Source organism: Methyloversatilis discipulorum (assembly GCF_000527135.1).
GTDB classification, from domain to species: Bacteria; Pseudomonadota; Gammaproteobacteria; order Burkholderiales; family Rhodocyclaceae; genus Methyloversatilis; species Methyloversatilis discipulorum.
This window is the reverse complement of sequence record NZ_AZUP01000001.1, coordinates 1,016,521-1,041,381: the sequence shown is the minus strand read 5'-3', so window position 1 is coordinate 1,041,381 and position 24,861 is coordinate 1,016,521. Positions and strand designations below refer to the sequence as shown.

The window sequence follows — 24,861 nt, the reverse complement described above, 5'->3', positions numbered from 1 at the left end:
GTTGCCGAAAAGGTTAACATACGGGGCCGCGCGTGCTGCCTGCGCGTTCCCGCCTCTTTCGCATGACCCGTCTGCTTGTCCGTCTGTTCCTTCTTCTGGCTGTATTCGCCGCGCTGATCGGTGCCGCGCTGGTCTGGTATGCGCAGCGCCCGTTGCAGTGGAGCGGCGACGTCGTCGAATACACCTTGCGCCCGGGCACCGCGCTGCGCCAGGCGGCGCGCCAGATCGAAGCGGCAGGTGTTCCGGTCGATGGTCGGCTGCTCGGTCTGATTGGCCGCGTCGCGGTCGATGGCACACGGCTGCAGGCCGGCAGCTATGCCTTCAACAGCGGCGTCACGCCACTCGAACTGCTGGGCATGATGACGCGCGGCGACGTGAGCTTGCGCGAGGTGCGCTTCATCGAGGGATGGACGCTGAAACAGATCCGCGCCGCGCTGGCCGCCAGCCCGGACCTGAAGCAGGAGGCCGCGGCGCTGTCCGACGCCGAACTGCTGGTCAGGCTCGGCAGCGACGCCACCTTCGTCGAAGGCTGGTTCTTTCCGGACACCTATCTGTTTGCCGCCGGCGACAGCGACCTGTCGATACTGAAGCGCGCCCACCATGCAATGCGCGCGCAACTGGAACAGGCGTGGGCGGCGCGCGCGCCCGATCTGCCCTACGCCTCGCTGCAGGACGCGCTGATCATGGCGTCCATCGTCGAGAAGGAAACCGGCGCCGCCGCCGATCGCGACAAGGTGGCTTCGGTATTCGTGAACCGGCTGCGTGCCGGCATGCCGCTGCAGACCGACCCCACCGTGATCTACGGGCTGGGTGAGCGCTTCGACGGCAATCTGACCCGCGCCCACCTGCAGACCGACGGCCCGTACAACACCTATCTGCGGCGCGGCCTGCCGCCGACGGCGATTGCCGCGCCCGGACGCGCATCGATCGAAGCGGCGCTGAACCCGGCACCCACCCGTTACTATTACTTCGTCGCGCGCGGCGACGGCAGCAGCGTGTTCTCGAAGACGCTGGCCGAGCACAACAGTGCGGTCGACCGTTACCAGCGGCGACCGGCGCGCGCCGCACGCAACTGACACTACCCTGCACCCGGATATCGATGCACAACACCCGCTTCATCACTTTCGAAGGCATGGACGGTGCCGGCAAGAGCACGCAGATCGCCCGCACCGCCGACTGGTTGCGCGCGCGCGGACATGTCGTGCTGCTGACCCGCGAACCGGGCGGCACGCCGCTGGGCGAGTCATTGCGCGCATTGCTGCTGCATGAGCCCATGCATCCCGATACCGAAGCCTTGCTGATGTTTGCCGCCCGGCGCGAACACCTGGCGCAGGTGATCGAGCCGGCGCTGGCACGCGGCGAGTGGGTGCTGTGCGACCGCTTTACCGACGCCAGCTTCGCCTACCAGGGCGGCGGCCGGGGCCTCGATGTTGCCCGGCTCGAAACGCTCGAAGCCTGGGTGCAGCGCGGATTGCAGCCCGGGCTCACGCTGCTGTTCGACCTGCCCTGCGAGGTGGCGGCGCAAAGACTGGCGGCCAGCGGCGGCGACCCGGACCGCTTCGAGCGCGAACAGTCGGATTTCTTCAACCGCGTGCGTGCCGCCTACCTTGCGCGTGCCAAGGCCGACCCGCGGCGCATGCAGGTGCTCGACGCCGCACGGACCCCGGAAGAAGTTTCCATTCAACTTGAAGAAATTCTTTCAAGGTACTGTTCCTGAATGATTTACGACTGGTGCAAACCGCAGTGGTCGCAGTTGATGGCGCTGGCCGACCGGATGCCGCACGCGCTGCTGCTGGCCGGGCCGGCCGGCCTGGGCAAGCGCGAATTCGCCGAGGCGCTGGCGGCGCGCATGTTGTGCGAACGGGCAAGCGGTGAGCAGGTAGCGTGCGGCGAATGCGCCTCGTGCCGGCTGATCGCCACCGACAACCATCCGGACTGGCTGGTTGTGCGTCCGGAGGCGCTGGACGACGAGGCTGACGAGGGCGACGAGACGGCGTCCGACGACGGTGACGGCAAGGCGAAGTCGAAGCTGATCCGCATCGCCCAGGTGAGGGCGGTAAGCGACCGTCTGGGCGTCGGTTCGCATCAAGGCGGCTACCGTGTCGTGCTCTTGTATCCGGCCGAGGCGATGAATGTCGATGCCGCGAACGCTCTTCTCAAGTCACTTGAAGAACCACCACCCAAGACATTGTTTTTACTGATAACGGACCATCCGCGAAAATTGCTGCCCACGATACGCAGCCGAACCCGCGTACTGTCCTTCCAACAGCCGCCGATCGAGCAGTCGCTGGCCTGGCTGGCGGCGCAGGGCGTGCGTGACGCCGGCGATGCGCTTGCGCTGTGTGCCGGCTCGCCGCTGCACGCGCGTGACCTCGCCAGTTCGAAGGACGCTCAAATCCAGGCCCAGTTTGTCGATGATGTATCGAAGCACGCGCTGAGCGCGCCGCTGGAGGTCGCCGCCCGCTGGGACGGCTGGCTCAAGGGCCGCAAGAAGGGCGAAGCCGGCCTGACCGACCTGCCGACGCTGGTCACCTGGCTGCAGCGCTGGCTGGCCGACCTCGTGCTGCTGGCACAGGCCGGCGAGCCGCGGGTATTCGTCGGCCGACGCGCCCAGCTCGGGCAGCTGGCGGAACGCAGCGACGTGGGCACTGTCCTGCGTGGGTACAATGAATTGCTGAAGGTGCGGGCGCTGGCGCATCACCCGCTGAATGCGCGCCTGTTCCTCGAAGACATGCTCATCCGCTACGCCCGTCTGTTCCGGACGCAACGCTGAGCACACGAAAAGGGAGGCTGTCATGAGCGATCCGCATATCCAGCCGGGCAACCGGCGCAGCGTGCTGTCGCTGGCGGTGACGTCGAAATCGGTGCTCTATGCGGCCTACATGCCTTTCCTGAAGGGCGGTGGCATCTTCCTGCCGACCAACCGCAGCTACCGGCTGGGCGACGAGGTCTTCCTGCTGCTGCAGCTGATGGAAGATCCGGCCAAGCTGCCCATCCAGGGCACGGTGGCGTGGGTGACGCCGGCCGACGCGCAGGGCGGCAAGCAGCAGGGCATCGGCCTTCGCTTCGGCGAGGACGAAAGCAGCAAGTCCGCCCGCGCGAAGATCGAACAGGTGGTCGGCGGCTACCTCGGTTCGTCGCGACAGACCCATACGCTCTGATCCAGTACTGATCCACAACGGTTTTTCATGTTCATCGACTCACACTGCCACATCGATTTCCCCGACCTCGCCGCGCGCGAGGACGAAGTGCTCGCCAATATGCAAGCCCAGCAGGTCAGCCACGCGCTGTGCGTGTCGGTCAATATCGAACAGTGGCCGCGCGTCACCGGCATGGCCGAGCGGCACGCCAATGTGTTCGCCTCGCTCGGCGTGCATCCCGATTACGAGGACGTGACCGAGCCGGACGTGGCGCAGCTGGTCGACATGTCGGCCCACCCGCGCGTGGTGGCCATCGGCGAAACCGGGCTCGACTACTTCCGCCTGACCGGTGACCTCGAGTGGCAGCGCAAGCGCTTCCGCACGCACATCCGCGCCGCGCGCGAGTGCGGCAAGCCGCTCATCATCCACACCCGCTCGTCGGCCGAGGACACGCTGACCATCATGCGCGAGGAGCGTGCGCACGAGGTGGGCGGTGTCATGCACTGCTTCACCGAAACGCTGGAGGTGGCCGAGGCGGCGATCGACATGGGTTTCTGCATCTCCTTTTCCGGCATCGTCACCTTCAAGAATGCGCAGCAGTTGCGCGACGTGGCGAAAGCCATTCCGCTGGCGTCGATGCTGATCGAGACCGATTCGCCCTATCTGGCACCCGTGCCGTACCGCGGCAAGATGAACGAGCCGGCCTACGTGCCGCACGTCGCCGCCGAACTGGCCAAGGTGCGCGGCCTGACGGTGGAGGAGGTGGGGCGCGTCACCACCGACAACTTCTTCCGCCTGTTCCACGATGCCGCCCGACTGGCCGGCCGCGAGGAGGTCGCCGCATGAAGGCGCTGCGCATCGCACTGCTTGGCTTCATCCTCGGTCTGGCCGGCGCCAGTGGCGTGTCGGCCGCCGCGTACGACGACCTGATCAACGCCGCCAATCTCGGAGACGCCGGCAAGGTGGCCAGTTTCATCGACCGCGGCCTGGACGTGAATTCGGTCGATCCGCGCGGCGAAACGCTGCTCATCATCGCCGCCCGCAACGGCTACACCGATCTCGTGAAGGCCTTGCTGGCGCGCCGCGCCAAGGTCGAGGCCGTCAATGCGGTCGGCGAGACCGCGCTGGCGGTGGCCGCCTTCAACGGCCACGTGGCGGTGGTCGACCAGCTGCTGGCGGCCGGTGCCAATCCGGTCAATACCCAGGGCTGGTCGGCGCTGCACTACGCGGCGATGCAGGGCCACACGGCGGTACTGAAGGCGCTGATCGCGCGCGGTGCGCCGGTCGACGCGCCGGCGCCCAATGGCGCCACCGCATTGATGCTGGCCGCCAAGGCCAATATCGAATCGGTGCAGGTGTTGCTGGCCGCCCGTGCCGACGCGCGCATCCGCGGCCGCGACGGCGAGACCGCACTCGATTGGGCGATGAAGGCGGGCAATACCGACGCGGCCGCACTGATCCGCAAGGCGATGGGGCAGTGATGACACACCCGGCGACCGGATCCGGCCTCGGCCACGCGACCGACTACCCCGACAGCTACGACGCCGGCTTGCTGTTCCCGATGCCGCGCGAGGCGTCGCGGGCGGCGCTGGGCATCGCCGCGCATGCGCTGCCCTTCGGCGGCGTCGATCGCTGGCACGCCTGGGAGATTTCCTGGCTCAACCCGCAGGGCAAACCTGAAGTCGCCATCGGTCGCTTCGACATTCCGGCCGACAGCAGCCACATGGTCGAGTCGAAGTCGCTCAAGCTCTACCTGAACGGCTACAACAACGAACGCATGAGTTCGCTGGAGGCGGTGCGCGCGCTGATCGAAACCGATCTGTCGGCCGCCTGCCAGTCCGGCGTGACGGTGCAGATGTACACGCCGGACGGCGTGCCGCCGGTGCAGACGCAGATGGCGGGCGAACTGATAGACGGCCTGGACATCGTCTGCGACCGCTACCAGCCGGACGCCGCGCTGCTGTCCGCCAGCGGCGACACGGTCGAGGAAACGCTGCGCTCCGACCTGCTGAAGTCCAACTGCCCGGTCACGCTGCAGCCGGACTGGGCGTCGCTGCAACTGCGCTACCGCGGGCCGAAGATCGACCGCGCCGGGCTGTTGCGCTACATCGTGTCCTTCCGCAATCACGCCGATTTCCACGAGCACTGCGTCGAACGCATCTACATGGACGTGATGGCGCGCTGCCAGCCCGAACTGCTCGCCGTATGCGCCTGTTACACCCGTCGCGGCGGGTTGGACATCAACCCCTGGCGCAGCAATTTCGAGTCGCCGCCGGACAGTTTCGTCAAGCTGATCAGGCAGTAAGCCGCGCGCGCAGGTCGGCCACCGCGGCGCGGAACTCCGGCGCGCCGCCGTAGCTCGGATGCCGCGCTGGCAGCGCATCGATGCCCATGTCGGCCAGGCTGTGCTGACAGATGCGGCCGATGGCCAGTCGCGGCACGCCGGGGAAGAGGGCGAGGAACTGTTCCAGCAGCGGCCGCAGCGCGCGCCGTTCGCTCACGCTGGGCGCACGGTTGGTCAGCGGCCGACCGGTCTCGTGCGGGTGGTAGGCGACCGCGTTCCACAGCACGAAATCGGTCGGTGCCCAGCCATTGCCGGCCATCGCGGCCCAGACGATGCTGGCGGTGCGCTCCAGCATGCCGTCGGTGTTCTTCAGCTGCGGCAGCACGCGGCTGGTGCGCTGGAAGCCGCCGTCGAAATAATCGCTGCCGCGGCCGGCGGCATGGGCTGCCAGCACATCGCGCTCGCTGGTCATCGCCATGCCGGAGAACTTGGCGCCGCTGTAGCTCGGCGCCTCGGCGATCAGCAGCACGCGGGCACGCCCGAGCCGGGCGGCCAGATAGCGCTGCAGGTGGTCGGAGCGGATGCGCGGCGCGTCCGGCCCGGTATCGTGCAGCGGGTCGTGATCACCCCACGGGTTGAACATCGTGGCGGGGTCGGGAATCAATGCACCGGCCGCGACGGCGGAAACAAAACTGTCGAGATCGTTTTTCGACATCGGGTGTCCATACGGGCTGAAACGCAAGGCGCGCATTGTGCCCGACCTGGCTGTCGTACCGGGAGCGATCGACAGACGCCGGACAAGACAAGAAAGAGAATGAAGCGATGACCTCCGATCTGATTCTGGCCGCACGCATGGCGCTGCGCGATTTCCGTGCCGGTGAGCTGCGCGTGCTCGGCCTGGCGCTGCTGCTTGCGGTGGCCGCACTGACCTCGGTGTCCTTCTTCACCGACCGCGTGTCGCGCTCGGTGGTCAGCGAGGCGAACCAGCTCCTCGGTGGCGACCTGCGGGTGGCCGGCGACAACCCGCTGCCCGACGCCTACGTCGACGAAGCGCAGTCGCGCGGACTGCGTGCGATCCGCACCTGGAGCTTCACCAGCATGGCGTCAGCCGCCGACGGCGCCCAGCTGGTCGGCGTCAAGGCGGTGTCCGACGGCTACCCGCTGCGCGGCAAGCTGCGCATCGCGCCCGAACTGAATGCGCCGGACGCCGACACGCGGGCGATACCCGAGCCCGGCACCGTGTGGCTGGACGAGCGCGCGACCAGCGCACTGCGCGTGCGCAGCGGCGATACGATCAGCGTCGGTCAGCTCAAGCTGCGTGTGGCCGCGGTGCTCACCTTCGAATCGGATCGCGGCGCCAGCTTCTTCGCCATCGTGCCGCGGCTGATGCTGAATGCGGCCGATCTGCCGGCCAGCGGGCTGATACAGGAAGGCAGCCGCATCAGCTACCGGCTGCACGTGGCCGGTGAGGACGCCGCGGTACGTGCCTACGCCGCCTGGCTGAAGCCGCAGCTGGCGCGCGGCCAGCGCGTCGAGAACGTCGAAGAGGCGCAGCCCGAGGTGCGCGGCGCGCTCGACCGCGCGCAGAAATTCCTGCGCCTGGCGGCCATGCTGGCCGTGGTGTTCGCCGCGGTGGCGGTCGGGCTGGCGGCGCGCCGCTACATGCAGCGCCATCTCGACGGCTGCGCCGTGATGCGCTGCCTCGGCGCCACGCAGGCGCGGCTTACGCGGCTCTTCCTGATCGAATTCGTGCTGGTTGGCCTGCTCGCCTGCGCGCTCGGCTGCGTCGTCGGCTACCTCACGCAGTTCGGCGTCGAGGCGCTGCTGGCCGGTCTGTTCGCGACCACCTTGCCGCAGCCGGGACTGACGCCGGTGCTGTACGGCTTTGCCGTCGGCATGACGCTGATGCTGGGTTTCGTGTGGCCGCAGCTGCTGCGCCTGCGCCGGGTGTCGACGCTGCGCGTGCTGCGACGCGAATGGGATGATGCCGACGTCGTGTCCTGGGGCGCCTACGCTTTCGGTCTGGCCTGCCTGTCGGCGCTGATCGTGCTGATGGCGGGCGACCTGACGCTGGGGGCGGTCGTGGTCGGCGGCTTCGTCGCTGCCTGCGGCCTGTACGCCGCGGTCGCCTGGGGCGCGCTGGCACTGGTGGCGCGGCTGCGCGGCGGCACCGCCGGCGGCTGGCGCTACGGTCTGGCCAGCCTGACCCGCCGGCGCGTTGCGTCAACGGTGCAGATCGCCGCCCTCGGCCTGGGTCTGACCGCGGTGCTGCTGCTGGTCATCGTGCGCGGCGACCTGCTCGACGCCTGGCGCAACCGGCTGCCGGCCGATGCGCCCAACCGCTTCGTGCTGAACATCCAGCCCGACCAGCTCGACGCGGTGCGCGCGCAGTTCGCCGACGCCGGACTGGCACCGCCGCAACTGCTGCCGATGTCGCGCGCCCGCCTGGTCGCCCTGAACGGCCGCGCGGTATCGCCCGACGATTACGAGGACGCGCGCGCCAAACGGCTGGTCGAGCGCGAGTTCAACCTGTCCTGGGACGAGCACGTGCAGGTCGGCAACCGCATCGTCGCCGGCAACTGGGACGCGACGAAGCCCGCCTTCTCGGTCGAGGCCGGCTTGGCGAACACGCTGGGCATCGCGCCCGGCGATACGTTGCGCTTCGACATCGCCGGCCGTCAGGTCGAGGCGGTGGTCGGCAGCCTGCGCGAGCTCGAATGGGATTCGATGAACGTCAATTTCTTCGTCGTTGCGACACCTGGCGTGCTCGAGGATTTTCCGGCCAGCTACATCACCTCCTTCCACCTGCCGGCAACGGCCGTGGGCTTCACCAACGAACTGGTGGCGCGCTTTCCCAACCTGACCGCGGTCGACGTCGATGCGGTGGTGCGCCAGTTCCGCGCGCTGATGGACCAGCTGTCGGCTGCGGTCAGCGTGGTGTTCGGATTCGCGCTGCTGGCCGGCGTGGTCGTGCTGCTGGCGGCCATCGAGTCGACGCACGACGAGCGCCGTTTCGAACTGGCGGTGCTGCGCACGCTCGGCGCACGCGACCGGCAACTGCGTGCCTCGCTGGCCGCGGAATTTGCGATACTCGGGGCTCTCGCTGGCGTGCTCGCCGCATTCGGTGCTCTCGTGCTGACCATGCTGCTGGCCCGCCAGGCCTTCCAGCTCCCGTATCTGCCCTCCGCCGGCCTGCCGCTGGCGGGCGTCGCCTTCAGCGTGCTGGCCGTGCTTGCCGCCGGCATGCTGGGCCTGCGTGGAGCGCTGAAGGCACCCGCGCTGGCCAGCCTGCGCGCGCTCTGATTTTTCCGTGAAGCGGGTGTGATGCGGCGCTGCCGCAGCGCTCCCGTTTTGTCTGTCGGTTTCAAACGAGAACAAAAAATGGTCATCCGATGCAATTGCCGCTGATCGCCCTCGTCGCGCTGCCCTTCATCGGCAGCCTGATCGCGGCGCTGCTGCCGACGAATGCACGCAACGCCGAATCGACGCTGGCCGGCGTCATCGCTCTGGTCTGTGCGGTACAGGTGGCGCTGCTGTTTCCGGAGATCGCGGCCGGGCAGGTGATCCGTCAGGAAATCACCTGGCTGCCGTCGCTCGGCCTGAACTTCGTGCTGCGCATGGACGGCTTCGCCTGGATGTTCTCGATGCTGGTGCTGGGCATCGGCGCGCTGGTGGTGCTGTATGCGCGCTACTACATGTCGCCGGCCGACCCGGTGCCGCGCTTCTTTGCCTTCCTGCTCGCCTTCATGGGTGCGATGAGCGGCGTCGTGCTGTCCGGCAATCTGTTCCAGATGGTGCTGTTCTGGGAGCTGACCAGCCTGTTCTCCTTCCTGCTGATCGGCTACTGGCACCACCGCAAGGACGCGCGCCGCGGTGCGCGCATGGCGCTCACGGTGACCGGCGCCGGCGGCCTCTGTCTGCTGGCCGGCGTGGTGCTGCTCGGCCACATCGCCGGCAGCTACGACCTCGACGCGGTGCTGGCCGCTGGCGACACGGTGCGCGCTCATCCGCTGTACCGGCCGATGCTGGTGCTGGTGCTGCTCGGCGCCTTCACCAAGAGCGCGCAGTTCCCCTTCCAGTTCTGGCTGCCGAACGCGATGGCTGCGCCGACGCCGGTGTCGGCCTACCTGCATTCCGCCACCATGGTGAAGGCCGGCGTCTTCCTGCTGGCGCGGCTGTGGCCGGTGCTGGCCGGCACCGACGAGTGGTTCTGGCTGGTCACCGGCGCCGGTCTGGCGACGCTGCTGGTCGGCGGCTTTGCCGCCATCTTCCAGAACGACCTGAAGGGGCTGCTCGCCTATTCGACCATTTCCCATCTCGGCCTGATCACCACGCTGCTCGGTCTGAACAGCCCGCTGGCGGCGGTGGCGGCGGTGTTCCACATCATCAACCACGCCACCTTCAAGGCCTCGCTGTTCATGGCGGTGGGCGTCATCGACCACGAGACCGGTACGCGCGACATCCGCCGCCTGAGCGGTCTGGCGCGCTACATGCCGATCACCGCGACGCTGGCGATGGTGGCGGCGGCGGCGATGGCCGGCGTGCCGCTGCTCAACGGCTTCATCTCGAAGGAAATGTTCTTCAGCGAAGCGGTGTTCCTTGCCGCCTCGCCCGGTATCGATCGCGCGCTGCCGGCGGTCGCGGTGCTTGCCGGCATGTTCAGCGTCGCCTATTCGCTGCGCTTCACGGTGGACGTGTTCCTCGGCCGCGACAAATGCGGCGCGCTGCCGCGTCAGCCGCACGAGCCGCCGCAGTGGATGCGTGCGCCGATCTCGGTGCTGGTGCTGGCCTGTCTGGTGGTCGGCACGCTGCCGCAGTGGTCCATCCAGCGCATCCTCGAAACCGCGGCACAGCCCGTGGTCGGCACGTTGCCGGCCTTCGACCTCGCGGTGTGGCACGGCTTCAACCTGCCGCTGTGGATGAGCCTGCTGTCGCTAGTCGGCGGCATTGCGTTGTTCTTCTTGCTGCGCGGTCCGATGCGCCGCGGTCACCTCGTGAAGGCGCCGCTGATCGGCCGGATCAACGGCAAGCGCGTGTTCCGTTCTCTGCTGGCCCGGCTCACGCTGGCCGGCCGCCACACCCGGCGGCTGTTCGGTACGCGCCGCCTGCAGATGCAGCTGATGCTGCTGGTGCTGGTGACCTTGGTGGCTGCCGCCGTGCCGCTGCGCAAGCTCGGCAGCGAGGCGCTGCTGGCCGGCGGCGACCGCGCCATGCTCGAGTTCTCGCCGATGTTCGCGCTGATGTGGCTGGTTGGCGCGGGCGCGGCGATCGGCGCCGTATGGCAGGCGAAATACCACCGGCTGACCGCGCTGGCGCTGATGAGCGTGTCCGGGCTGGTCACCGTCATCACCTTCGCCTGGTTCTCGGCGCCCGATCTCGCGCTGACCCAGCTGTCGGTGGAGGCGGTCACCACCGTGCTCATCATGCTCGGGTTGCGCTGGCTGCCGAAGCGGCTGGAAGACGTCGGACGCAATCAGTCGCTGCTCGTCCGCGCGCGGGCGCGCGCGCGGCGCGCGCGCGACCTGGCGATCGCGCTGGCTGCCGGCGGCGGGCTGGCACTGCTTTCCTGGGCCATTATGACGCGCAGCTTCCCGCAGAGCATTTCGCCCTTCTTCCTCGAACGGGCGCTGCCCGAGGGCGGCGGCAGCAATGTGGTGAACGTGATGCTGGTCGATTTCCGCGGCTTCGACACGCTGGGCGAGATCACCGTGCTCGGCGTGGTGGCGCTGACCGTCTATGCGCTGCTGCGCCGCTTCCGTCCGGCGCCGGAAAGTGCGGAACTGCCGGCGCAGCAGCAGGCGCTGCCGGCCGATCTGGTGACCGATCTGGTCGATGCCCAGACGGCCGAAGACACCGCTCGCGGTTACCTGATGGTGCCGGCGGTGCTGGTGCGGCTGGTGCTGCCGCTGGCGGCGGTGATCGCGGTCTATCTGTTCATGCGCGGCCACAACGAACCGGGTGGCGGCTTCGTCGCCGGGCTGGTGCTGTCGACCGCCTTCATCGTGCAGTACATCGTGTCCGGCACGCAGTGGGTCGAAGCGCACATGGACCTGCGGCCGCAGCGCTGGATCGCCTTCGGCCTGCTGACGGCGACGGCCACCGGACTCGGGTCCTTCGCGCTGGGCTATCCCTTCCTGACCACGCACACCGCCCACCTCAGCCTGCCGCTGATCGGCGACATCCACGTCGCCAGCGCGCTGTTCTACGACATAGGCGTGTTCCTGCTGGTGGTCGGGGCGACGCTGCTGATACTGACCGCACTGGGCCACCAGTCGGTGCGTGGACGCCGTGTCCGCGACAACGAAGAAGACGAACGGAAGGAAGGAGCGCTCTGATGGAAATCGTCCTCGCCTGCGCGATCGGCGTGCTTACCGCTTGCGGCGTGTGGCTGCTGCTGCGGCCGCGTACCTATCAGGTCATCATGGGGCTGTCGCTGCTCGGCTACGGCGTGAACCTGTTCATCTTCAGCATGGGCCGGCTGGCGCTGGACAGCGAGCCGGTGCTGGCGCCCGGCGTGCCGACCGACCTTGCGCACTACACTGACCCGATGCCGCAGGCGCTGGTGCTGACCGCCATCGTGATCGGCTTCGCCATGACTGCGCTTTTCCTGGTGGTGCTGCTGGCGCAGCGGGGCTTTTTCGGCAATGACCACGTCGATGGGCGGGAGGACGCCGAATGAAGGCGCTCGCCCAGGCGCTGATGCCGCATCTGACCATTGCGCCCATCCTGCTGCCGCTGCTGACCGCCTGCCTGCTGCTGTTGCTGGACGGGCGGCGCCACCGCATCCGCGGCATGATCGGTCTGGCGGCCGCGCTGGCCAATCTGGCGGTGGCGCTGCTGCTGCTCTTCTGGGTCGGCAGCGACCGGCCCGCCGCGTACGGCGTCTATCTGCCGTCGAACTGGGACGTGCCCTTCGGCATCGTGCTGGTCGCCGACCGCCTGTCGGTGCTGCTGCTGATCACCGCCGCCGTCGTCGCGCTGATGGCGCTGCTGTTCGCGGTGGCGCGCTGGCACAAGGCCGGCGCGCATTTCCATCCGCTGTTCCAGATCCAGATCATGGGTCTGAACGGCGCCTTCCTGACCGGCGACCTGTTCAACCTGTTCGTGTTCTTCGAAGTGATGCTGGCGGCGTCCTACGGTCTGCTGCTGCACGGCTCGGGTCCGTCGCGGGTGCGCACCGGGCTGCATTACGTGGCGATCAACCTGCTTGCGTCCTCGCTGTTCCTGATCGGCGCCGCGCTGATCTACGGCGTCACCGGCACGCTGAACATGGCCGACATCGCCGCCCGTATTCCGCAGGTGGCCACCGGCGATCGCGCGCTGCTGCACGCGGGCTTCGCCGTGCTCGGTGTCGCTTTCCTCGCCAAGGCGGCGATGTGGCCGCTCAACTTCTGGCTGGTACCGGCCTACGCCGCCGCCAGTGCGCCGGCGGCGGCGGTGTTCGCGCTGCTGACCAAGGTCGGCGTCTACGTGCTGCTGCGCTTCAGCACGCTGATGTTCTCGGACCAGGCGGGCGCTTCCGCCGGCTTCGGCAGCGACTGGCTGCTATGGGGCGGCACGGCGACGCTGGCCGCCGGCGCCTTCGGCATGTTCTCGACGCAGCGGCCGGGCCGGCTGGCCGGCTTCGCGGTCATCGTGTCCTCGGGCACGCTGCTGGCCGTGCTCGGTCTGGCCCGGCCGGAACTGACCGCCGGCGCGCTGTACTACCTGCCCAGTTCGACGCTCGGCGTGGCCGCCTTCTTCCTGCTGGCCGAGCTGATGGAGCGCTCGCGCAGTGCCGACGTCGCTGGTGCGCGCGCGCCGGAGGACGAGGAGGATTACCTGCCGTTCCCGCTGGCCGAGCTGGAACTGGACAAGGACGTCAATCTCGACGAGGACGAGGAAATGCTGATCGGCCACGCCATTCCGGCCGCCACCGCGCTGCTCGGCCTGGCCTTCATCTGCTGCACGCTGCTGGTCGCCGGACTGCCGCCGCTGTCCGGCTTCATCGGCAAGTTCGTGCTGCTGTCGGCGCTGGTGCCGGGGCTGGGTGTCGACACCGCGAGTACCGACGCGCTGCTGACCTGGGTGCTGCCGGTACTTATCGTGCTGTCCGGGCTGTGCGCGCTGGTGGCGCTATCGCGCGTCGGTATCCGCTTCTTCTGGACGCCGGTCGATCGCGAAGCACCGCTGCTGCGGGTGGTCGAATTCGTGCCGATCGCGGTGCTGGTGGGCGTGTGCGTGTTCATTTCGGTGCGTGCCGAGCCGGTCATGCGCTACGCGGCGGCGACCGCCGAGGCCTTGTACAGCCCGGCCGGCTATATCGACGCGGTGCTGTCGGCGCGGCCGCGACCGACACCGACGAATGCCGAACGCCTCAGCCTGCAAGGGCCGGAGTCCGCGCCATGATGCGCCGCCTGTTTCCCGCTCCGCTGCTGTCGCTGGCGCTGCTCGCGCTGTGGCTGCTGCTCAACAACGCATCACTGGGCCTTGGGCAGGTGCTGCTCGGTACGATTCTCGGCGTGCTGGTGCCGCTGCTGACACACACGCTGCGGCCGACGCCGGTGCGCTTCCGCCGTCCCTGGGTAGCGCTGCGGCTGTTCATGCAGGTCGGTTACGACGTGATCGTGTGGAACTGGCGCGTGCTGCGCGGCACGCTGGCGTCGGGCGAACGCATGCCGCGTGGCGGTTTCGTCGTCGTGCCGCTGGACATGCGCGACCCGAACGGGCTGGCGGTGCTGGCGGCCATCATGTGCGTCATCCCTGGCACCATCTGGTCGGAGCTGGCGCTGGACCGCAGCGCGCTGCTCGTCCACATGTTCGACATGGACGACGTCGCGGCCGAGATCGAACTGATCAAGCGCCGTTACGAGCGCCCGCTGATGGAGATATTCGAATGAGCCCGCTGCTGTTTTCCGCCATCGTGTTCGCGATGGGCTGCTACATCTCGGCGATGGCGCTGGCGCTGCTGCGCCTGGTCCGCGGTCCGTCCGCGCAGGACCGCGTGCTGGCGATGGATCTGATCTGCACCATCGCGATGCTGATACTGATGGTGCTGGCGATACGCTATCGCAGCGCGATGTACTTCGAGGCGGCGCTGCTCATTTCCATCTTCGGCTTCGTCAGTTCGGCCGCCATGGCGAAATTCCTGTTGCGCGGCGAGGTGATCGAATGAGCGCCCGCTTTGTGCCAGGGAGGCGGCAATGATTCCGCCGATACCGCTGTGGGTCGAAATTCCGGTGGCGCTGCTGCTGGCGCTGAGCGGCGTGTTCACGCTGGTGGCGGCGATCGGCGTGGTGCGCTTCCGCAGCTTCTTCCAGCGCATGCATCCGCCGGCGCTGGCCTTCAGCTTTTCCGCCTGGTGCGTGACGCTGGCCAGCATCCTGTACTTCTCGGTGCAGGATGGCGCGCTGTCGCTGCACGCCTGGCTCATCATCATCTTCCTGTCGCTGACCGTGCCAGTGACCACCATTCTGCTGTCGCGCACCGAGCTGTTCCGCCGGCGCAACAGCGGCGACCAGGACATGCCGCCGCCGCTGAGCGCCTGCGTGTCGCCGTCGGCGGACGCGGACGAGTCCTCGCCCGCGTCGCGCTGAGCCGGTGCCGCGGCTAGGTCAGAGCAGCATAGGCGCGACGAAGGCGAAGAAGCCGCCGATCAGGAACAGCAGGACCGACAGGCCATACACCACCGCCGATGTCCGCCGGGCACGTGCGCAGACCCGCGCCGCGGCCGGGTCGGCCGGGCAGGGCAGCGAACGGGCGCGCCATTGCGCCGCACCCGCCAGCGCCAGCATCGCGGCGGCGACGCCGAACACCGCCGCCTTGTGCTCGGACAGCCAGATCAGCTGCGGCAGCCGGCTGGTCAGCGTCACCAGTGTGGCGCCGGCGCCGAGTGCGACCAGCAGCGCCGGCAGCGCACAGCACACCAGGGTCGAGCCGCTCGCCAGCAGCGACAGGCCGCTGGCACCCAGCGTCGCGCGCAGACCGGTTTCGGGCGCCGCCATCTCAGCGGCCCTTGAGCGCGGCACGCAGGCTGTCCAGCGTGTCGGTTACGCGTTCGATCTTCTTTACCTGATAGCCGGCGTCGGTGATCTGCGTGCGCAGCGTGTCGTCGGCGATGTCCTGGCCGTCCTTCAGGCTCAGCGCGACGATCTTGTGTTCGAGGCTAACCAGCACGTCGGCGGTGGCGGCGTTGCTGCGCAGCTTCTTCTCGATCGCCGAACCGCAGAAGGCGCATACCAGACCGTCGACCTGCATCTTGATCGTGCTGGCAGCCAGCACCGGCATCGCGGTCAGAGAAAGCGCGATGGTCATGATGTAAAACTTCATCTTATTCATTGCATTACCTTTCAATTTAAAACAAAAACATGAGGTTCACGAAGGCGTCGCCACGGTGCTCGCGATTGACGCTGACGCCGACATCGACCCACCAGCGGCGCTGGAACAGGCGCAGCAGCGGCGTGATCTGGGTGGCGTCGGTCAGGCCGCTGCGGCGCTCTGCCTGCAGGCCGATCCAGGTGGCGATGTCCTCGTAGTCGGCGGCGTAGGGCGCCCACAGCCCCTGCGCTGTCGTGACCACCTGGGTGTGTCCGGCCGCGTGATAGGCGTGCGTGGACAGCCGGGCGTAGATGCGCCGCGTTTCGTGGTCGGCCCAGAATCCACCATGCACGCCGCTGTGGGTGCCGGCGAATTCGCTGCCGCGGGCGGCCAGCGGTCCGCCATATATATATGCATTGGTGATGCCGTCGCTGCCATAGGCTCGATGCACCAGCCAGTTCGCCTGCAAGGTGGTGTAGCGGCGTTCGGTCAGGCCGTCGTCCGACACGTAGCGCGACTGCCCGGCGGCGACCGACAGATTGGCGCGCAGGCCGTGCGCCACTTCAGCCATCTGGCTGTCGGGCGAGGCGGTGAACATGAACATGGTGATGTCGCGCGGAATGAAGAATCCGGCGACGGCCTGGGTCGACAGCGCGGCCAGCGGCAGCGCCGCGAGCCAGCCGCGCGGCACGGCACAGCGCCTGCCGCGAGCGGGCGGCAGCGTGAAACGGAACATGACGGACTCCTGAACGATGCGGGGGCGGAACAGTGCGAGGTTCAGGACGGTCTGGGTGGTTTCTCCAGCGGGGCGGGGATGTGCGAACGCTCGGCCGCGTCGTGCTGCAGCGGCAGGACCGCCGAGCCAGCGGCTGCGGCTGGCGGGGGGGACTGCGTGATGGCGATCGCCTGTGCGGCTGCACACAGTGCCGCTTGCGCGCCCTGGTCCTCGCAGCTGCCGCAGTCGTGGCCGGGCATGTCGATGTCCATCATCGCGCCGGCCAGTGCACAGTGCGTGCTGCAGTGAAGCGCGTAGGCGTGCAGCGGCAACGCGCACAGCATCAGCAGTGCGATCAGACGGCGCAGAGTGAGGTGACGGGCAGCGTGCATCGGACTAGCGTGACAGCGATCCGTCACGCAGACAAGTGCGCCGCCGTCGAGTTCAGACCACCTGCGGCCAGTGCAGGTCACCGCACAGCACGCGCAACTGGTCGTCCCAGCCGCGGTAGGCGATGGACACGGTCACGCACAGCAGGCCGGACGAGATGGACAGATAGGGGCGCGTCACCTGCACCTTGCCGACGTGCTCGATGGCGCGACGGAAGTAGGGGCGGCGTGACCAGCGTGCGTGGCGGTTGATCGACAGCGAGCGGTACTGGCTGTCGGCGGTGCCGAAGGGCTGCGAGGTGCGCACATTGCGGCCGACCTGGCGGCCGTCGGCGTCGAGCAGGAAGCAGCAGTCGGCGCGCTCCAGCTGCAGGAAGCCACGGCAGGCTTCCTCCATCGGGATGCCTTCCTCCAGCAGCACGGCGCAACCGCCCATGGCGTGGATGTAGGGCGCGATCAGCTCGCGGTAGCGCGCGGCACCGCTGCCCCGCGTCGTGTTGAAGCGTTCCCACAGGTCGTTCAGCACCGGGCTCACTTCGCGCGTGTCGACCGGGCGGGCCGCCGGCATCGCGAAGTAGAAGCCCTGGACGAAATCGATGTCTGCGTCGAGCGCGGCCAGTGCCTGCGCTTCGGTTTCGACGCCTTCGAGCAGCACCAGCGAGCCGGCTTCGTGGATAAGACTGACGATCTGCGGCAGCAGGCGGCGCGCCGACGGATCCTCGACCGATTTGACGGCGAAGGAGCGGTCGAGCTTGACGATTTCCGGCTGCATGGTCCAGATGCGGTCGAAGTTCGAATGACCGGCGCCGAAGTCGTCGAGCGCGATCATGCAGCCGAGGCCGCGCAGGTACTCGACGGTACGGGCGAAACCGGCGTGTTCGGACACCGCCTGTTCCATCACTTCGATGACGATGCGGCGCGGATCGATGTCCGGGTGTTCCGACAGTTCGGGCAGGAAGTCGCTGAGGTCGCTGTCCGGGCCGCTGCGGAACACTTCCGGGTGGATGTTCAGGAAGAGCCAGCCGTCGTGCGTGTCCTGCGCGGCGTGGTTGTTCACGTGCAGGTAGCGGCACAGCTGGTCGAGGTAACGCAGGTCGTCGTAGCGCGTGGCGCCGGCGATCACGCGGGCCGGCGCGACCGGGTTCGCTTCCGCATCGGCGGCGCGCAGCAAACCTTCGTGACCGATGGCGCGGCAGTGCGAAACGCTGAAGATGGGCTGGAAGTGGCTGGTCAGCGTCAGGCCCTTGTAGCGGGCCAGCACGCCCTGCGCGCTGTGGACGATGTCGGCGCCGGGTGCTTGCTCGGCTTCCGCGACGACGGATAACGATGCGTGGGCCATTGGGGCGCTCGGAAATGGAATATTGAGTTCTATATCGGCAGTGCACCATCGAGTCTTGAACCGAAGATGTCGTCGCAGGATTTCTTCCCTTGTGGCGACCGGTGGCGGGGCGCCGGCTATACTTCGCAGCCGCCGTGCGCAGCGCCTTTCAACCTCTCCCTCGACCACCCCGTGTGCCTGAAATCCCGTCGTTCGTCATCGTATTCGGTCTGCTCCAGCTGCTGCTGCTCGCTGCGGTCGTCTGGCTCGTGCTGCGTGTACGTGCGCTGGGCGGCGGGCTGGACGCCGTGGCGCAGGAGAGCCAGCGGCAGACGCTGGCGGCGCTGCACGAGGGGCTGCAGCGGCAGACCGAACGCACGGTGGGCATGCAGGCCGACGCCAACGAGCGGCTGCGCCGCGCCATTTCGCTCGAACTGGGCGTGGCGCGCGACGCGGTCGGCGCGCTGCAGCGTGCCCAGCAGGTCGGGCTTGCCGAGCTGTCGGCGGCGCTGAACAGCCGCCAGGAAACCCTGCGCACCGAACTGGTGGCGCAGACGGCCGCCACACTGGCCGAACAGACGCGGGTGCAGCAGGAGGCACTGCAGAACGGGCTGCAGAACGCCTCGGTGCAGCTGACCGCGTCGATCGAATCGCTCACCCGCACCGTGAACGAGCGGCTCGAACTGCTCAGCGGCCGCGTGCACGAGCGGCTGGAGGAGGGCTTCCGCAAGACCAACGAAACCTTTGCCAGCGTGATGGCACGGCTGGCCACCATCGACGAGGCGCAGAAGAAGATCGAAGGGCTGTCGACCAGTGTGGTGAGCCTGAAGGAACTGCTGGGCGACAAGAAGGCGCGCGGCGCCTTCGGCGAAGTGCAGCTGGAGGCGCTGGTGCGCAACGCGTTGCCGCCGGACGCCTTCGAATTCCAGGCCACGCTGTCGAACGGCGCGCGCGTGGACTGCCTGCTGCGGCTGCCGGAGCCGACCGGCCGGGTGGCGGTCGACTCCAAGTTCCCGCTGGAGAATTACCACCGCATGTTCGCCGCCGACGTGGCCGAAGCCGACCGCCGACAGGCGCAGGCGGCCTTCCGTGCCGACGTGCGCAAGCACGTCGATGACATCGCCGCCAAGTACATCATCGCCGACGAAACCTCGGATGGCGCGGTCATGTTCCTGCCGGCCGAGGCGGTGTTCGCCGAACTGCACGCCCACCACGCCGAGGTGATCGCCTACGCGCAGGCAAAGCGGGTGTGGATCGTGTCGCCAACCACGCTGATGGCGGTACTGAACACCGCACGCGCCGTGCTCAAGGACGTCGAGACGCGCAAGCAGATCCACCTGATCCGTGACGCGCTGGGCCGGCTGGCCAAGGACTTCACGCTGTTCGACAAACGCATGGAAAAGCTCGCCACCCACATTCGCCAGGCGCACGACGACGTGCAGGAAGTCGCCATTTCCAGCCGCAAGATCAGCGGCCAGTTCGTGCGCATCGAGCGCGCCGAGGCCGACGCGCTGAAGTCGCTTGACGTGCCGGAGGACGGCGCATGAACGCCGCGCTGCAGCAGATCCTGCTCGCCGCGCCGCTGTTCGTGCTGGTGTTCGTCGGCTACGGCATCGTCCATTGGGGTGGCTGGCCGAAGGCGGCGGCCGACGCGCTGGCCAAGTTCGTGTTCACCATCGCGTTGCCGGCCATGCTGTTCCGGCTGATGAGCGGTTTCGCCAGCCTGCCGCCGGTCGATGTGCGACTGCTGGCCGCCTTCTTCGGCGGCTGCCTCGTCGTGTTCCTGCTCGGCCGGCTGGTGTCGGCGAAGCTGTTCCGGCTCGACGGCGTGTCGCAGTCGGTGTTCGCGCTGGGCGGCGTGTTCTCGAACAACGTGCTGCTCGGCCTGCCGCTTACCCGCATCCTGCTCGGCGACGACGCCATGCCGGCGGCCGCACTGGTGGTCGTGTTCAACGCGCTGACGCTGTGGACGCTGGTGACCGTGTCGGTCGAATGGGCGAAGACCGGCGCGCTGACGCTGGCCGGCTTCGGCAAGACCGCGCGCGGCGTGCTGACCAATCCGCTGGTCGCGTCGATACTCGCCGGTACGCTGTTCAGTCTGACCGATTTCCAGCTGCCGTCACTGATCGACCAGCCGCTGAAGCTGCTCGGCGACGCCGCACTGCCGATGTCGCTGATCGCGCTCGGCATGGGACTGGCGGAATTCGGCGTGCGCGACGGCTGGCAGCAGAGCGTCAGCATCAGCGTGCTGAAGCTGGTTGCCCACCCGCTGGCGGTGTGGGGGCTGGCCGTGCTGCTCGGCCTGCCGCCGGTGGAAACGCAGGCGGTGGTGCTGCTCGCTTCGCTGTCGGTCGGCGCCAACGTCTACCTGATGTCGCGCCAGTTCCACGTCATGCAGGGACCGGTGGCCAGCAGCCTGCTGATGTCCACCGCGCTCGCTGCGCTGACCACGCCGCTGATGCTGGCGCTGGTTGCGGCGACCGTCTGACCGTTCTTCGGCTTGCGAGGTGGAGCGCGCAGGCCTGGTCTTTTGACTCAGAAAGCGCCCGTTCAAAGCGCGCGAACCGCAGTCGCCGCATCGCGACCGGCGGTCGCTCCCACAAGGATGGCGCCCTGTTTGCCTGCGGGGCCGGGTTTGGTGGGAGCGAGCTTGCTCGCGATTGCAGCCTGAATCGAAGCCGGCGGTCTGCATCAGCTGCGTCGCGGCCAAGGCCGCTCCCACAGGAGATTCGCCAGACCCGCGGCCCGAGCCGGGGCGGGGTTCTGTGGGAGGGGTCTTCTGACCCCGACGGCGAGCTGCCCGCGGACAGCAGTGCCTGCCTCAGTCTTCGGCGCTCGGCTTCAATGCCGCCTTAACCGTCACCTCGTTCAGCGACGGTTCGCACAGTTCGATGAAGCGGTAGGCGTAGCTGCGCAGGTAGTGCTTGCGGCGCAGCGCGATCAGCGTCGTGTTGGCTTCGAACAGGTGTTCGCTGTCGAGCAGGCGCAGGCCGCTGTCGCGCACAGGGTCGAAGGCGACCGAGGCGATGATGCCGGCGCCCAGACCCAGTTCGACGTAGGTCTTGATGACGTCGGCGTCGAGTGCGGACATGACGATGTCCGGCAGCAGACCGGCGCGGGCGAAGGTGGCGTCGATGCGTGCGCGGCCGGTGAAGCCCTCGTGATAGGTCACCACCGGGTGTTCGGCCAGCGCTTCCAGCGTCAGCGGTTTGACCGCCTCCAGCGGATGGCCGGCGGGCACGATGGCGGCGTGGTGCCACGAGTAGAAGGGAAAGGTCACCAGCTCGGGCGCGCCCGACAGCGTTTCGGTCGCGATGCCGATGTCCGCCTCGCCGTCGTTCAGCAGATCGACGATTTCGGTCGGGCTGGCCTGCAGCAGCACCAGATGCACCTTGGGGAAGAGGCGCTTGAACTCGGTCACCACGCGCGGCAGCGCGTAGCGCGCCTGCGTGTGCGTGGTGGCGATGCGCAGCTGGCCCTCGTCGCGGCGGGCGAACTGTTCGGCCAGCCGCTTGATGTTGCCGGCGTCGAGCAGCATGCGCTCGACGATCTCGACCAGTTCGCTGCCCGGCTCGGTCAGGCCGAGCAGGCGCTTGCCCTTGCGGACGAAGAGCTCGACGCCCAGTTCGTCCTCCAGATCCTTGATGTGCTTGCTCACGCCGGACTGCGACGTGAACAGCGCGTTGGCGACTTCGGTCAGGTTGAACTGGCGCCTGACGGTTTCGCGGATGATGCGCAGCTGCTGGAAATTCATCGTTCTTCTCTCTGTTTCATGTCTCGATGCGGCGCCGGTTTCAGCGCGCGAACACGCGCAGCCGCGACGGCTGCAGGCGTACCGTCTGGCCTTCCTGCAGCGCCAGTGCGGCGACGCGATCACGTGTCAGTTCCACTTCGAAGTGCTGGCCGGTGGCGCCATTCAGTCCGTCCAGCTCGACCCGGGCGGTGACGCCGAAGGACAGCACGCGACTGATCCGCGCCGGCACGCCGTCGGTGGCGGCGGCGTCGGTCAGGATGTCCAGCTCGTGCGGCCGGGCGAAGGCGATCACCTTGTCGCCGTGCGCGAAGCCGTCGGCGAGGTGCGGCAGGCGGTCGTCGCCGACGCGCAGCGCGTCGCCGTCGACATGAGCGTGGAAGGGATTCACCGCGCCGAGGAAGCCATAGACGAAGGGCGTGGCCGGGTGACGGTAGACCTCTTCCGGCGTGCCGATCTGCTCGACCTTGCCGTGGTCCATCAGCACCACGCGGTCGGCCACTTCGAGCGCCTCTTCCTGGTCGTGGGTGACGAAGATGGAGGTGATGTGCAGCTCGTCGTGCAGCCGGCGCAGCCAGCGGCGCAGTTCCTTGCGCACCTTGGCGTCGAGCGCGCCGAAGGGTTCGTCGAGCAGCAGCACGCGCGGCTCGACCGCCAGCGCGCGGGCCAGCGCGATGCGCTGGCGCTGACCGCCAGACAGCTGGGCCGGGAAGCGGTCGGCCAGCCAGTCCAGCTGCACCAGCTTGAGCAGGTCGTGAACCTTGGCGCGGATCACCTTTTCCGACGGGCGCTGGCTGCGTGGTTTCATGCGCAGGCCGAACGCCACGTTGTCGAACACGCTCATGTGGCGGAACAGTGCGTAGTGCTGGAACACGAAACCGACGTGGCGTTCGCGCACATGGGTGTCGGAGGCGTCCTCGCCGTCGAGCAGCACGCGGCCGCTGTCCGCCGATTCGAGTCCGGCGATGATGCGCAGCAGCGTGGTCTTGCCGCAGCCCGAGGGCCCCAGCAGCGCCACCAGCTCGCCGGTCGGGAAGTCGAGTGACACGTCGCCCAGCGCGACGAAGTCGCCGAAGGCCTTGTGGATGTTCTGGACCTGGATGCTCATTTTTCGTTGTCCTTCACTTTGGATGCTTGGTGTTCGATCCAGGTCTTGACGCCCAGAGTCACCAGCGCCAGCAGGGCGAGCAGCGACGCGACGGCGAAGGCGGCTGCGAACTGGTATTCGTTGTAGAGAATTTCGACATGCAGCGGCATGGTGTTGGTGAGGCCCCTGATATGACCGGACACCACCGACACGGCGCCGAATTCGCCCATCGCCCGTGCGTTGGTCAGGATGACGCCGTACAGCAGGCCCCACTTGATATTGGGCAGGGTGACGTGCCAGAAGGTCTGCCAGCCATTGGCGCCCAGCACGACCGCGGCCTCTTCCTCCTCCTTGCCCTGTGCCTGCATCAGCGGGATCAGTTCGCGGGCGATAAAGGGAACCGTCACGAACATGGTGGCCAGCACGATGCCGGGCACGGCGAAGATGATCTTCAGGTCATGTTCCTGCAGCCAGGGGCCGAACCAGCCCTGCGCGCCGAACACCAGCACGTAGATCAGGCCGGCGACCACCGGTGACACCGAGAAGGGCAGGTCGATCAGCGTGATCAGGAAGTGCTTGCCGCGGAAGTTGAACTTGGTGATCGCCCACGCGGCTGACACGCCGAAGGTCAGATTCAGCGGCACCGCGATCACCGCGGCGATCAGCGTGAGCTTGATCGCCGACAGTGCGTCCGGCTCGACCAGCGCGGCCAGATAGGTGTCCCAGCCCTTGCGCAGCGCCTCGACGAACACCGCGATCAGCGGCATCAGCAGGAAGAGCACGAAGAAAGTGAGCGAGACGGCGATGATCGTCCATTTGACCCAGGCCGGCTCGCGCGTGGCGGCACGGCCTTCGAAGCGCGCCGCGACGTCGGCGGCGGCGTGCAGTGTGGTGGCGGCGGCCATCAGCGGTTCCTCCCGGTGGCTTTTTCGGTCCAGGCCTGCAGGCCGTTGATCGCCAGCAGCAGCACGAAGGAGAACAGCAGCATCACGACCGCGATCGCGGTGGCGCCGGCGTAGTCGTACTGCTCCAGCTTGGTGATGATCATCAGCGGGGTGATTTCCGACACCATCGGAATGTTGCCGGCAATGAAGATGACCGAGCCGTATTCGCCGACCGCCCGCGCGAAGGCCAGCGCGAAGCCGGTCAGCAGCGCCGGCAGCAGTATCGGCAGCGTCACGTAGCGGAAGGTTTGCCAGCGACGTGCGCCCAGGCTGGCGGCCGCTTCTTCCAGCTCGGTGTCGAGGTCTTCCAGGATGGGCTGCACGGTGCGCACGACGAAGGGCAGACCGATGAACACCAGTGCCACCAGCACGCCCAGCGGGGTGAACGCGACCTTGATGCCGAGCGGCTCCAGCGCCGATCCGAGCCAGCCGTTCGGCGCGTACAGCGCGGTCAGCGCGATGCCGGCCACGGCGGTCGGCAGCGCGAAGGGCAGGTCGATCAGCGCATCGACCAGCTTCTTGCCGGGGAAGGAATAGCGCACCAGCGCCCAGGCCAGCGCCAGTCCGAACACCGCATTGATCGCGGCGGCCAGCAGCGAGGCGCCGAAGGACAGGCGGTACGAGGCGAGCACGCGCGGCGTCGTCACCACGTCCCAGAACTGGGCGAGGCCGAGGCTGGCCGTCTTGATGAACACCGCCGACAGCGGGATCAGCACGATGATGGACAGGTAGAACAGCGTGTAACCCAGCGTCAGCTTGAAGCCGGGCAGCACCTGGAAGGAACGCCGGCTCATTCGAAGCGCTCCTGCGGTGACTGACGTGAAGGTGGTGACATGAATCGCCCCGGAAGAATGTTGTCGAGGCGAGAGCTTAGGGAGTGGAGTTAATTACTGGAAATAATAAGAAGTGATTTGCTTAGTGTGGATCTGAATTAACC

At 67.8% G+C, this 24,861-nt stretch carries 26 protein-coding genes; 16 read left to right on the top strand and 10 right to left on the bottom strand.

Annotated features, from left to right (window positions below; genetic code table 11):
- Positions 1-62: 62 nt before the first annotated feature.
- From mltG to queF, 7 genes are read left to right on the top strand one after another with little or no spacing between them, the layout of a single operon-like run.
- Positions 63-1,076 (top strand): endolytic transglycosylase MltG, encoded by a 1,014-nt coding sequence (mltG, locus tag METFAM1_RS0104715; RefSeq protein ID WP_019918444.1) that lies wholly within the window; start codon positions 63-65, stop codon positions 1,074-1,076.
- 23 nt (positions 1,077-1,099) lie between these two features.
- Positions 1,100-1,717, top strand: a complete 618-nt coding sequence (gene tmk, locus METFAM1_RS0104710) for a dTMP kinase (RefSeq protein WP_019918443.1) — start codon at positions 1,100-1,102, stop codon at positions 1,715-1,717.
- Positions 1,718-2,773 (top strand): DNA polymerase III subunit delta', encoded by a 1,056-nt coding sequence (gene holB / locus METFAM1_RS0104705; RefSeq protein WP_019918442.1) that lies wholly within the window; start codon positions 1,718-1,720, stop codon positions 2,771-2,773.
- A gap of 22 nt (positions 2,774-2,795) precedes the next feature.
- Entirely contained in the window at positions 2,796-3,161 is a 366-nt protein-coding gene (locus tag METFAM1_RS0104700) for a PilZ domain-containing protein (protein WP_019918441.1), read from the top strand.
- A gap of 27 nt (positions 3,162-3,188) precedes the next feature.
- Positions 3,189-3,986: a TatD family hydrolase gene (locus METFAM1_RS0104695; protein ID WP_019918440.1), complete on the top strand. Its 798-nt coding sequence runs from the start codon at positions 3,189-3,191 to the stop codon at positions 3,984-3,986.
- On the top strand, positions 3,983-4,621 hold the full coding sequence (locus tag METFAM1_RS0104690) for an ankyrin repeat domain-containing protein (RefSeq protein ID WP_019918439.1): 639 nt from the start codon (positions 3,983-3,985) through the stop codon (positions 4,619-4,621). Before METFAM1_RS0104695 ends, METFAM1_RS0104690 begins: the two co-directional genes overlap by 4 nt.
- Positions 4,621-5,445, top strand: a complete 825-nt coding sequence (gene queF / locus METFAM1_RS0104685) for an NADPH-dependent 7-cyano-7-deazaguanine reductase QueF (RefSeq protein WP_019918438.1) — start codon at positions 4,621-4,623, stop codon at positions 5,443-5,445. The genes METFAM1_RS0104690 and queF overlap by 1 nt, the downstream gene beginning before the upstream one ends.
- Here the strand turns inward: queF and METFAM1_RS0104680 are convergent.
- A complete protein-coding gene (locus tag METFAM1_RS0104680) occupies positions 5,435-6,139 on the bottom strand; it encodes a uracil-DNA glycosylase (protein WP_019918437.1) in 705 nt (234 codons plus the stop codon). The two genes, queF and METFAM1_RS0104680, sit on opposite strands and share 11 nt — an antisense overlap.
- 107 nt (positions 6,140-6,246) lie before the next feature.
- On the opposite strand from METFAM1_RS0104680, the gene METFAM1_RS0104675 reads away from it, so the two are divergent.
- The 7 genes from METFAM1_RS0104675 (at position 6,247) to METFAM1_RS0104645 (ending at position 14,999) form a co-directional block, all read left to right on the top strand.
- On the top strand, positions 6,247-8,727 hold the full coding sequence (locus tag METFAM1_RS0104675) for an ABC transporter permease (RefSeq protein WP_019918436.1): 2,481 nt from the start codon (positions 6,247-6,249) through the stop codon (positions 8,725-8,727).
- A gap of 89 nt (positions 8,728-8,816) precedes the next feature.
- Positions 8,817-11,759 (top strand): monovalent cation/H+ antiporter subunit A, encoded by a 2,943-nt coding sequence (locus METFAM1_RS0104670; RefSeq protein ID WP_019918434.1) that lies wholly within the window; start codon positions 8,817-8,819, stop codon positions 11,757-11,759.
- The gene (locus METFAM1_RS0104665) at positions 11,759-12,103 is read left to right on the top strand and encodes a Na+/H+ antiporter subunit C (protein ID WP_008059261.1); all 345 of its coding nucleotides are present in this window, start codon (positions 11,759-11,761) and stop codon (positions 12,101-12,103) included. Before METFAM1_RS0104670 ends, METFAM1_RS0104665 begins: the two co-directional genes overlap by 1 nt.
- A complete protein-coding gene (locus tag METFAM1_RS0104660; protein ID WP_019918433.1) occupies positions 12,100-13,812 on the top strand; it encodes a monovalent cation/H+ antiporter subunit D in 1,713 nt (570 codons plus the stop codon). The genes METFAM1_RS0104665 and METFAM1_RS0104660 overlap by 4 nt, the downstream gene beginning before the upstream one ends.
- The gene (locus METFAM1_RS0104655; RefSeq protein ID WP_019918432.1) at positions 13,809-14,303 is read left to right on the top strand and encodes a Na+/H+ antiporter subunit E; all 495 of its coding nucleotides are present in this window, start codon (positions 13,809-13,811) and stop codon (positions 14,301-14,303) included. The genes METFAM1_RS0104660 and METFAM1_RS0104655 overlap by 4 nt, the downstream gene beginning before the upstream one ends.
- Positions 14,300-14,578 carry a K+/H+ antiporter subunit F gene (locus METFAM1_RS0104650; protein WP_019918431.1) on the top strand — a complete coding sequence of 93 codons (279 nt, stop codon included), beginning with the start codon at positions 14,300-14,302 and terminating at the stop codon, positions 14,576-14,578. The genes METFAM1_RS0104655 and METFAM1_RS0104650 overlap by 4 nt, the downstream gene beginning before the upstream one ends.
- 28 nt (positions 14,579-14,606) lie before the next feature.
- Entirely contained in the window at positions 14,607-14,999 is a 393-nt protein-coding gene (locus METFAM1_RS0104645; RefSeq protein ID WP_019918430.1) for a Na+/H+ antiporter subunit G, read from the top strand.
- A gap of 18 nt (positions 15,000-15,017) precedes the next feature.
- Here METFAM1_RS0104645 and METFAM1_RS0104640 read toward each other — a convergent pair whose 3' ends face one another.
- Genes METFAM1_RS0104640 through METFAM1_RS0104620 form a run of 5 tightly spaced genes read right to left on the bottom strand, consistent with a single transcriptional unit; the run spans position 15,018 to position 18,163 of the window.
- Positions 15,018-15,407 (bottom strand): hypothetical protein, encoded by a 390-nt coding sequence (locus tag METFAM1_RS0104640; protein ID WP_019918429.1) that lies wholly within the window; start codon positions 15,405-15,407, stop codon positions 15,018-15,020.
- A 1-nt stretch (position 15,408) separates the two neighbouring features.
- Positions 15,409-15,741: a heavy-metal-associated domain-containing protein gene (locus tag METFAM1_RS0104635; RefSeq protein ID WP_019918427.1), complete on the bottom strand. Its 333-nt coding sequence runs from the start codon at positions 15,739-15,741 to the stop codon at positions 15,409-15,411.
- Positions 15,742-15,757: 16 nt separating this feature from the next.
- Positions 15,758-16,456, bottom strand: coding sequence for a hypothetical protein (locus tag METFAM1_RS0104630; RefSeq protein WP_019918426.1), 699 nt, complete (start codon positions 16,454-16,456; stop codon positions 15,758-15,760).
- Positions 16,457-16,497: 41 nt separating this feature from the next.
- Entirely contained in the window at positions 16,498-16,827 is a 330-nt protein-coding gene (locus METFAM1_RS0104625) for a hypothetical protein (protein WP_019918425.1), read from the bottom strand.
- 52 nt (positions 16,828-16,879) lie between these two features.
- Positions 16,880-18,163 (bottom strand): sensor domain-containing phosphodiesterase, encoded by a 1,284-nt coding sequence (locus METFAM1_RS0104620; RefSeq protein WP_019918423.1) that lies wholly within the window; start codon positions 18,161-18,163, stop codon positions 16,880-16,882.
- Between the two features lie 173 nt (positions 18,164-18,336).
- Here METFAM1_RS0104620 and METFAM1_RS0104615 point away from each other — a divergent pair, with 173 nt between their 5' ends.
- Together METFAM1_RS0104615 and METFAM1_RS0104610 are read left to right on the top strand one after the other, a co-directional pair.
- The gene (locus METFAM1_RS0104615) at positions 18,337-19,689 is read left to right on the top strand and encodes a DNA recombination protein RmuC (RefSeq protein WP_019918422.1); all 1,353 of its coding nucleotides are present in this window, start codon (positions 18,337-18,339) and stop codon (positions 19,687-19,689) included.
- Positions 19,686-20,630, top strand: a complete 945-nt coding sequence (locus METFAM1_RS0104610) for an AEC family transporter (protein WP_019918421.1) — start codon at positions 19,686-19,688, stop codon at positions 20,628-20,630. The genes METFAM1_RS0104615 and METFAM1_RS0104610 overlap by 4 nt, the downstream gene beginning before the upstream one ends.
- A 333-nt stretch (positions 20,631-20,963) precedes the next feature.
- Here the strand turns inward: METFAM1_RS0104610 and METFAM1_RS0104605 are convergent, their stop codons facing one another.
- The 4 genes from METFAM1_RS0104605 to cysT are packed head-to-tail and all read right to left on the bottom strand — an operon-like array spanning position 20,964 to position 24,718.
- On the bottom strand, positions 20,964-21,896 hold the full coding sequence (locus tag METFAM1_RS0104605; protein WP_019918420.1) for a CysB family HTH-type transcriptional regulator: 933 nt from the start codon (positions 21,894-21,896) through the stop codon (positions 20,964-20,966).
- A 40-nt stretch (positions 21,897-21,936) separates the two neighbouring features.
- Positions 21,937-23,001 (bottom strand): sulfate/molybdate ABC transporter ATP-binding protein, encoded by a 1,065-nt coding sequence (locus METFAM1_RS0104600; RefSeq protein WP_019918419.1) that lies wholly within the window; start codon positions 22,999-23,001, stop codon positions 21,937-21,939.
- On the bottom strand, positions 22,998-23,885 hold the full coding sequence (gene cysW, locus METFAM1_RS0104595; RefSeq protein ID WP_019918418.1) for a sulfate ABC transporter permease subunit CysW: 888 nt from the start codon (positions 23,883-23,885) through the stop codon (positions 22,998-23,000). The genes METFAM1_RS0104600 and cysW overlap by 4 nt, the downstream gene beginning before the upstream one ends.
- On the bottom strand, positions 23,885-24,718 hold the full coding sequence (gene cysT / locus METFAM1_RS0104590) for a sulfate ABC transporter permease subunit CysT (RefSeq protein WP_019918417.1): 834 nt from the start codon (positions 24,716-24,718) through the stop codon (positions 23,885-23,887). The genes cysW and cysT overlap by 1 nt, the downstream gene beginning before the upstream one ends.
- Between the last annotated feature and the right edge of the window lie 143 nt (positions 24,719-24,861).

Bases quoted from the DNA above. Each gene is read 5' to 3' on its own strand.
- mltG (WP_019918444.1), top strand. From the start codon at position 63: ATGACCCGTCTGCTTGTCCGTCTGTTCCTTCTTCTGGCTGTATTCGCC.
- tmk (WP_019918443.1), top strand. From the start codon at position 1,100: ATGCACAACACCCGCTTCATCACTTTCGAAGGCATGGACGGTGCCGGC.
- holB (WP_019918442.1), top strand. From the start codon at position 1,718: ATGATTTACGACTGGTGCAAACCGCAGTGGTCGCAGTTGATGGCGCTG.
- METFAM1_RS0104700 (WP_019918441.1), top strand. From the start codon at position 2,796: ATGAGCGATCCGCATATCCAGCCGGGCAACCGGCGCAGCGTGCTGTCG.
- METFAM1_RS0104695 (WP_019918440.1), top strand. From the start codon at position 3,189: ATGTTCATCGACTCACACTGCCACATCGATTTCCCCGACCTCGCCGCG.
- METFAM1_RS0104690 (WP_019918439.1), top strand. From the start codon at position 3,983: ATGAAGGCGCTGCGCATCGCACTGCTTGGCTTCATCCTCGGTCTGGCC.
- queF (WP_019918438.1), top strand. From the start codon at position 4,621: ATGACACACCCGGCGACCGGATCCGGCCTCGGCCACGCGACCGACTAC.
- METFAM1_RS0104680 (WP_019918437.1), bottom strand. From the start codon at position 6,139: ATGTCGAAAAACGATCTCGACAGTTTTGTTTCCGCCGTCGCGGCCGGT.
- METFAM1_RS0104675 (WP_019918436.1), top strand. From the start codon at position 6,247: ATGACCTCCGATCTGATTCTGGCCGCACGCATGGCGCTGCGCGATTTC.
- METFAM1_RS0104670 (WP_019918434.1), top strand. From the start codon at position 8,817: ATGCAATTGCCGCTGATCGCCCTCGTCGCGCTGCCCTTCATCGGCAGC.
- METFAM1_RS0104665 (WP_008059261.1), top strand. From the start codon at position 11,759: ATGGAAATCGTCCTCGCCTGCGCGATCGGCGTGCTTACCGCTTGCGGC.
- METFAM1_RS0104660 (WP_019918433.1), top strand. From the start codon at position 12,100: ATGAAGGCGCTCGCCCAGGCGCTGATGCCGCATCTGACCATTGCGCCC.
- METFAM1_RS0104655 (WP_019918432.1), top strand. From the start codon at position 13,809: ATGATGCGCCGCCTGTTTCCCGCTCCGCTGCTGTCGCTGGCGCTGCTC.
- METFAM1_RS0104650 (WP_019918431.1), top strand. From the start codon at position 14,300: ATGAGCCCGCTGCTGTTTTCCGCCATCGTGTTCGCGATGGGCTGCTAC.
- METFAM1_RS0104645 (WP_019918430.1), top strand. From the start codon at position 14,607: ATGATTCCGCCGATACCGCTGTGGGTCGAAATTCCGGTGGCGCTGCTG.
- METFAM1_RS0104640 (WP_019918429.1), bottom strand. From the start codon at position 15,407: ATGGCGGCGCCCGAAACCGGTCTGCGCGCGACGCTGGGTGCCAGCGGC.
- METFAM1_RS0104635 (WP_019918427.1), bottom strand. From the start codon at position 15,741: ATGAATAAGATGAAGTTTTACATCATGACCATCGCGCTTTCTCTGACC.
- METFAM1_RS0104630 (WP_019918426.1), bottom strand. From the start codon at position 16,456: ATGTTCCGTTTCACGCTGCCGCCCGCTCGCGGCAGGCGCTGTGCCGTG.
- METFAM1_RS0104625 (WP_019918425.1), bottom strand. From the start codon at position 16,827: ATGCACGCTGCCCGTCACCTCACTCTGCGCCGTCTGATCGCACTGCTG.
- METFAM1_RS0104620 (WP_019918423.1), bottom strand. From the start codon at position 18,163: ATGGCCCACGCATCGTTATCCGTCGTCGCGGAAGCCGAGCAAGCACCC.
- METFAM1_RS0104610 (WP_019918421.1), top strand. From the start codon at position 19,686: ATGAACGCCGCGCTGCAGCAGATCCTGCTCGCCGCGCCGCTGTTCGTG.
- METFAM1_RS0104605 (WP_019918420.1), bottom strand. From the start codon at position 21,896: ATGAATTTCCAGCAGCTGCGCATCATCCGCGAAACCGTCAGGCGCCAG.
- METFAM1_RS0104600 (WP_019918419.1), bottom strand. From the start codon at position 23,001: ATGAGCATCCAGGTCCAGAACATCCACAAGGCCTTCGGCGACTTCGTC.
- cysW (WP_019918418.1), bottom strand. From the start codon at position 23,885: ATGGCCGCCGCCACCACACTGCACGCCGCCGCCGACGTCGCGGCGCGC.
- cysT (WP_019918417.1), bottom strand. From the start codon at position 24,718: ATGAGCCGGCGTTCCTTCCAGGTGCTGCCCGGCTTCAAGCTGACGCTG.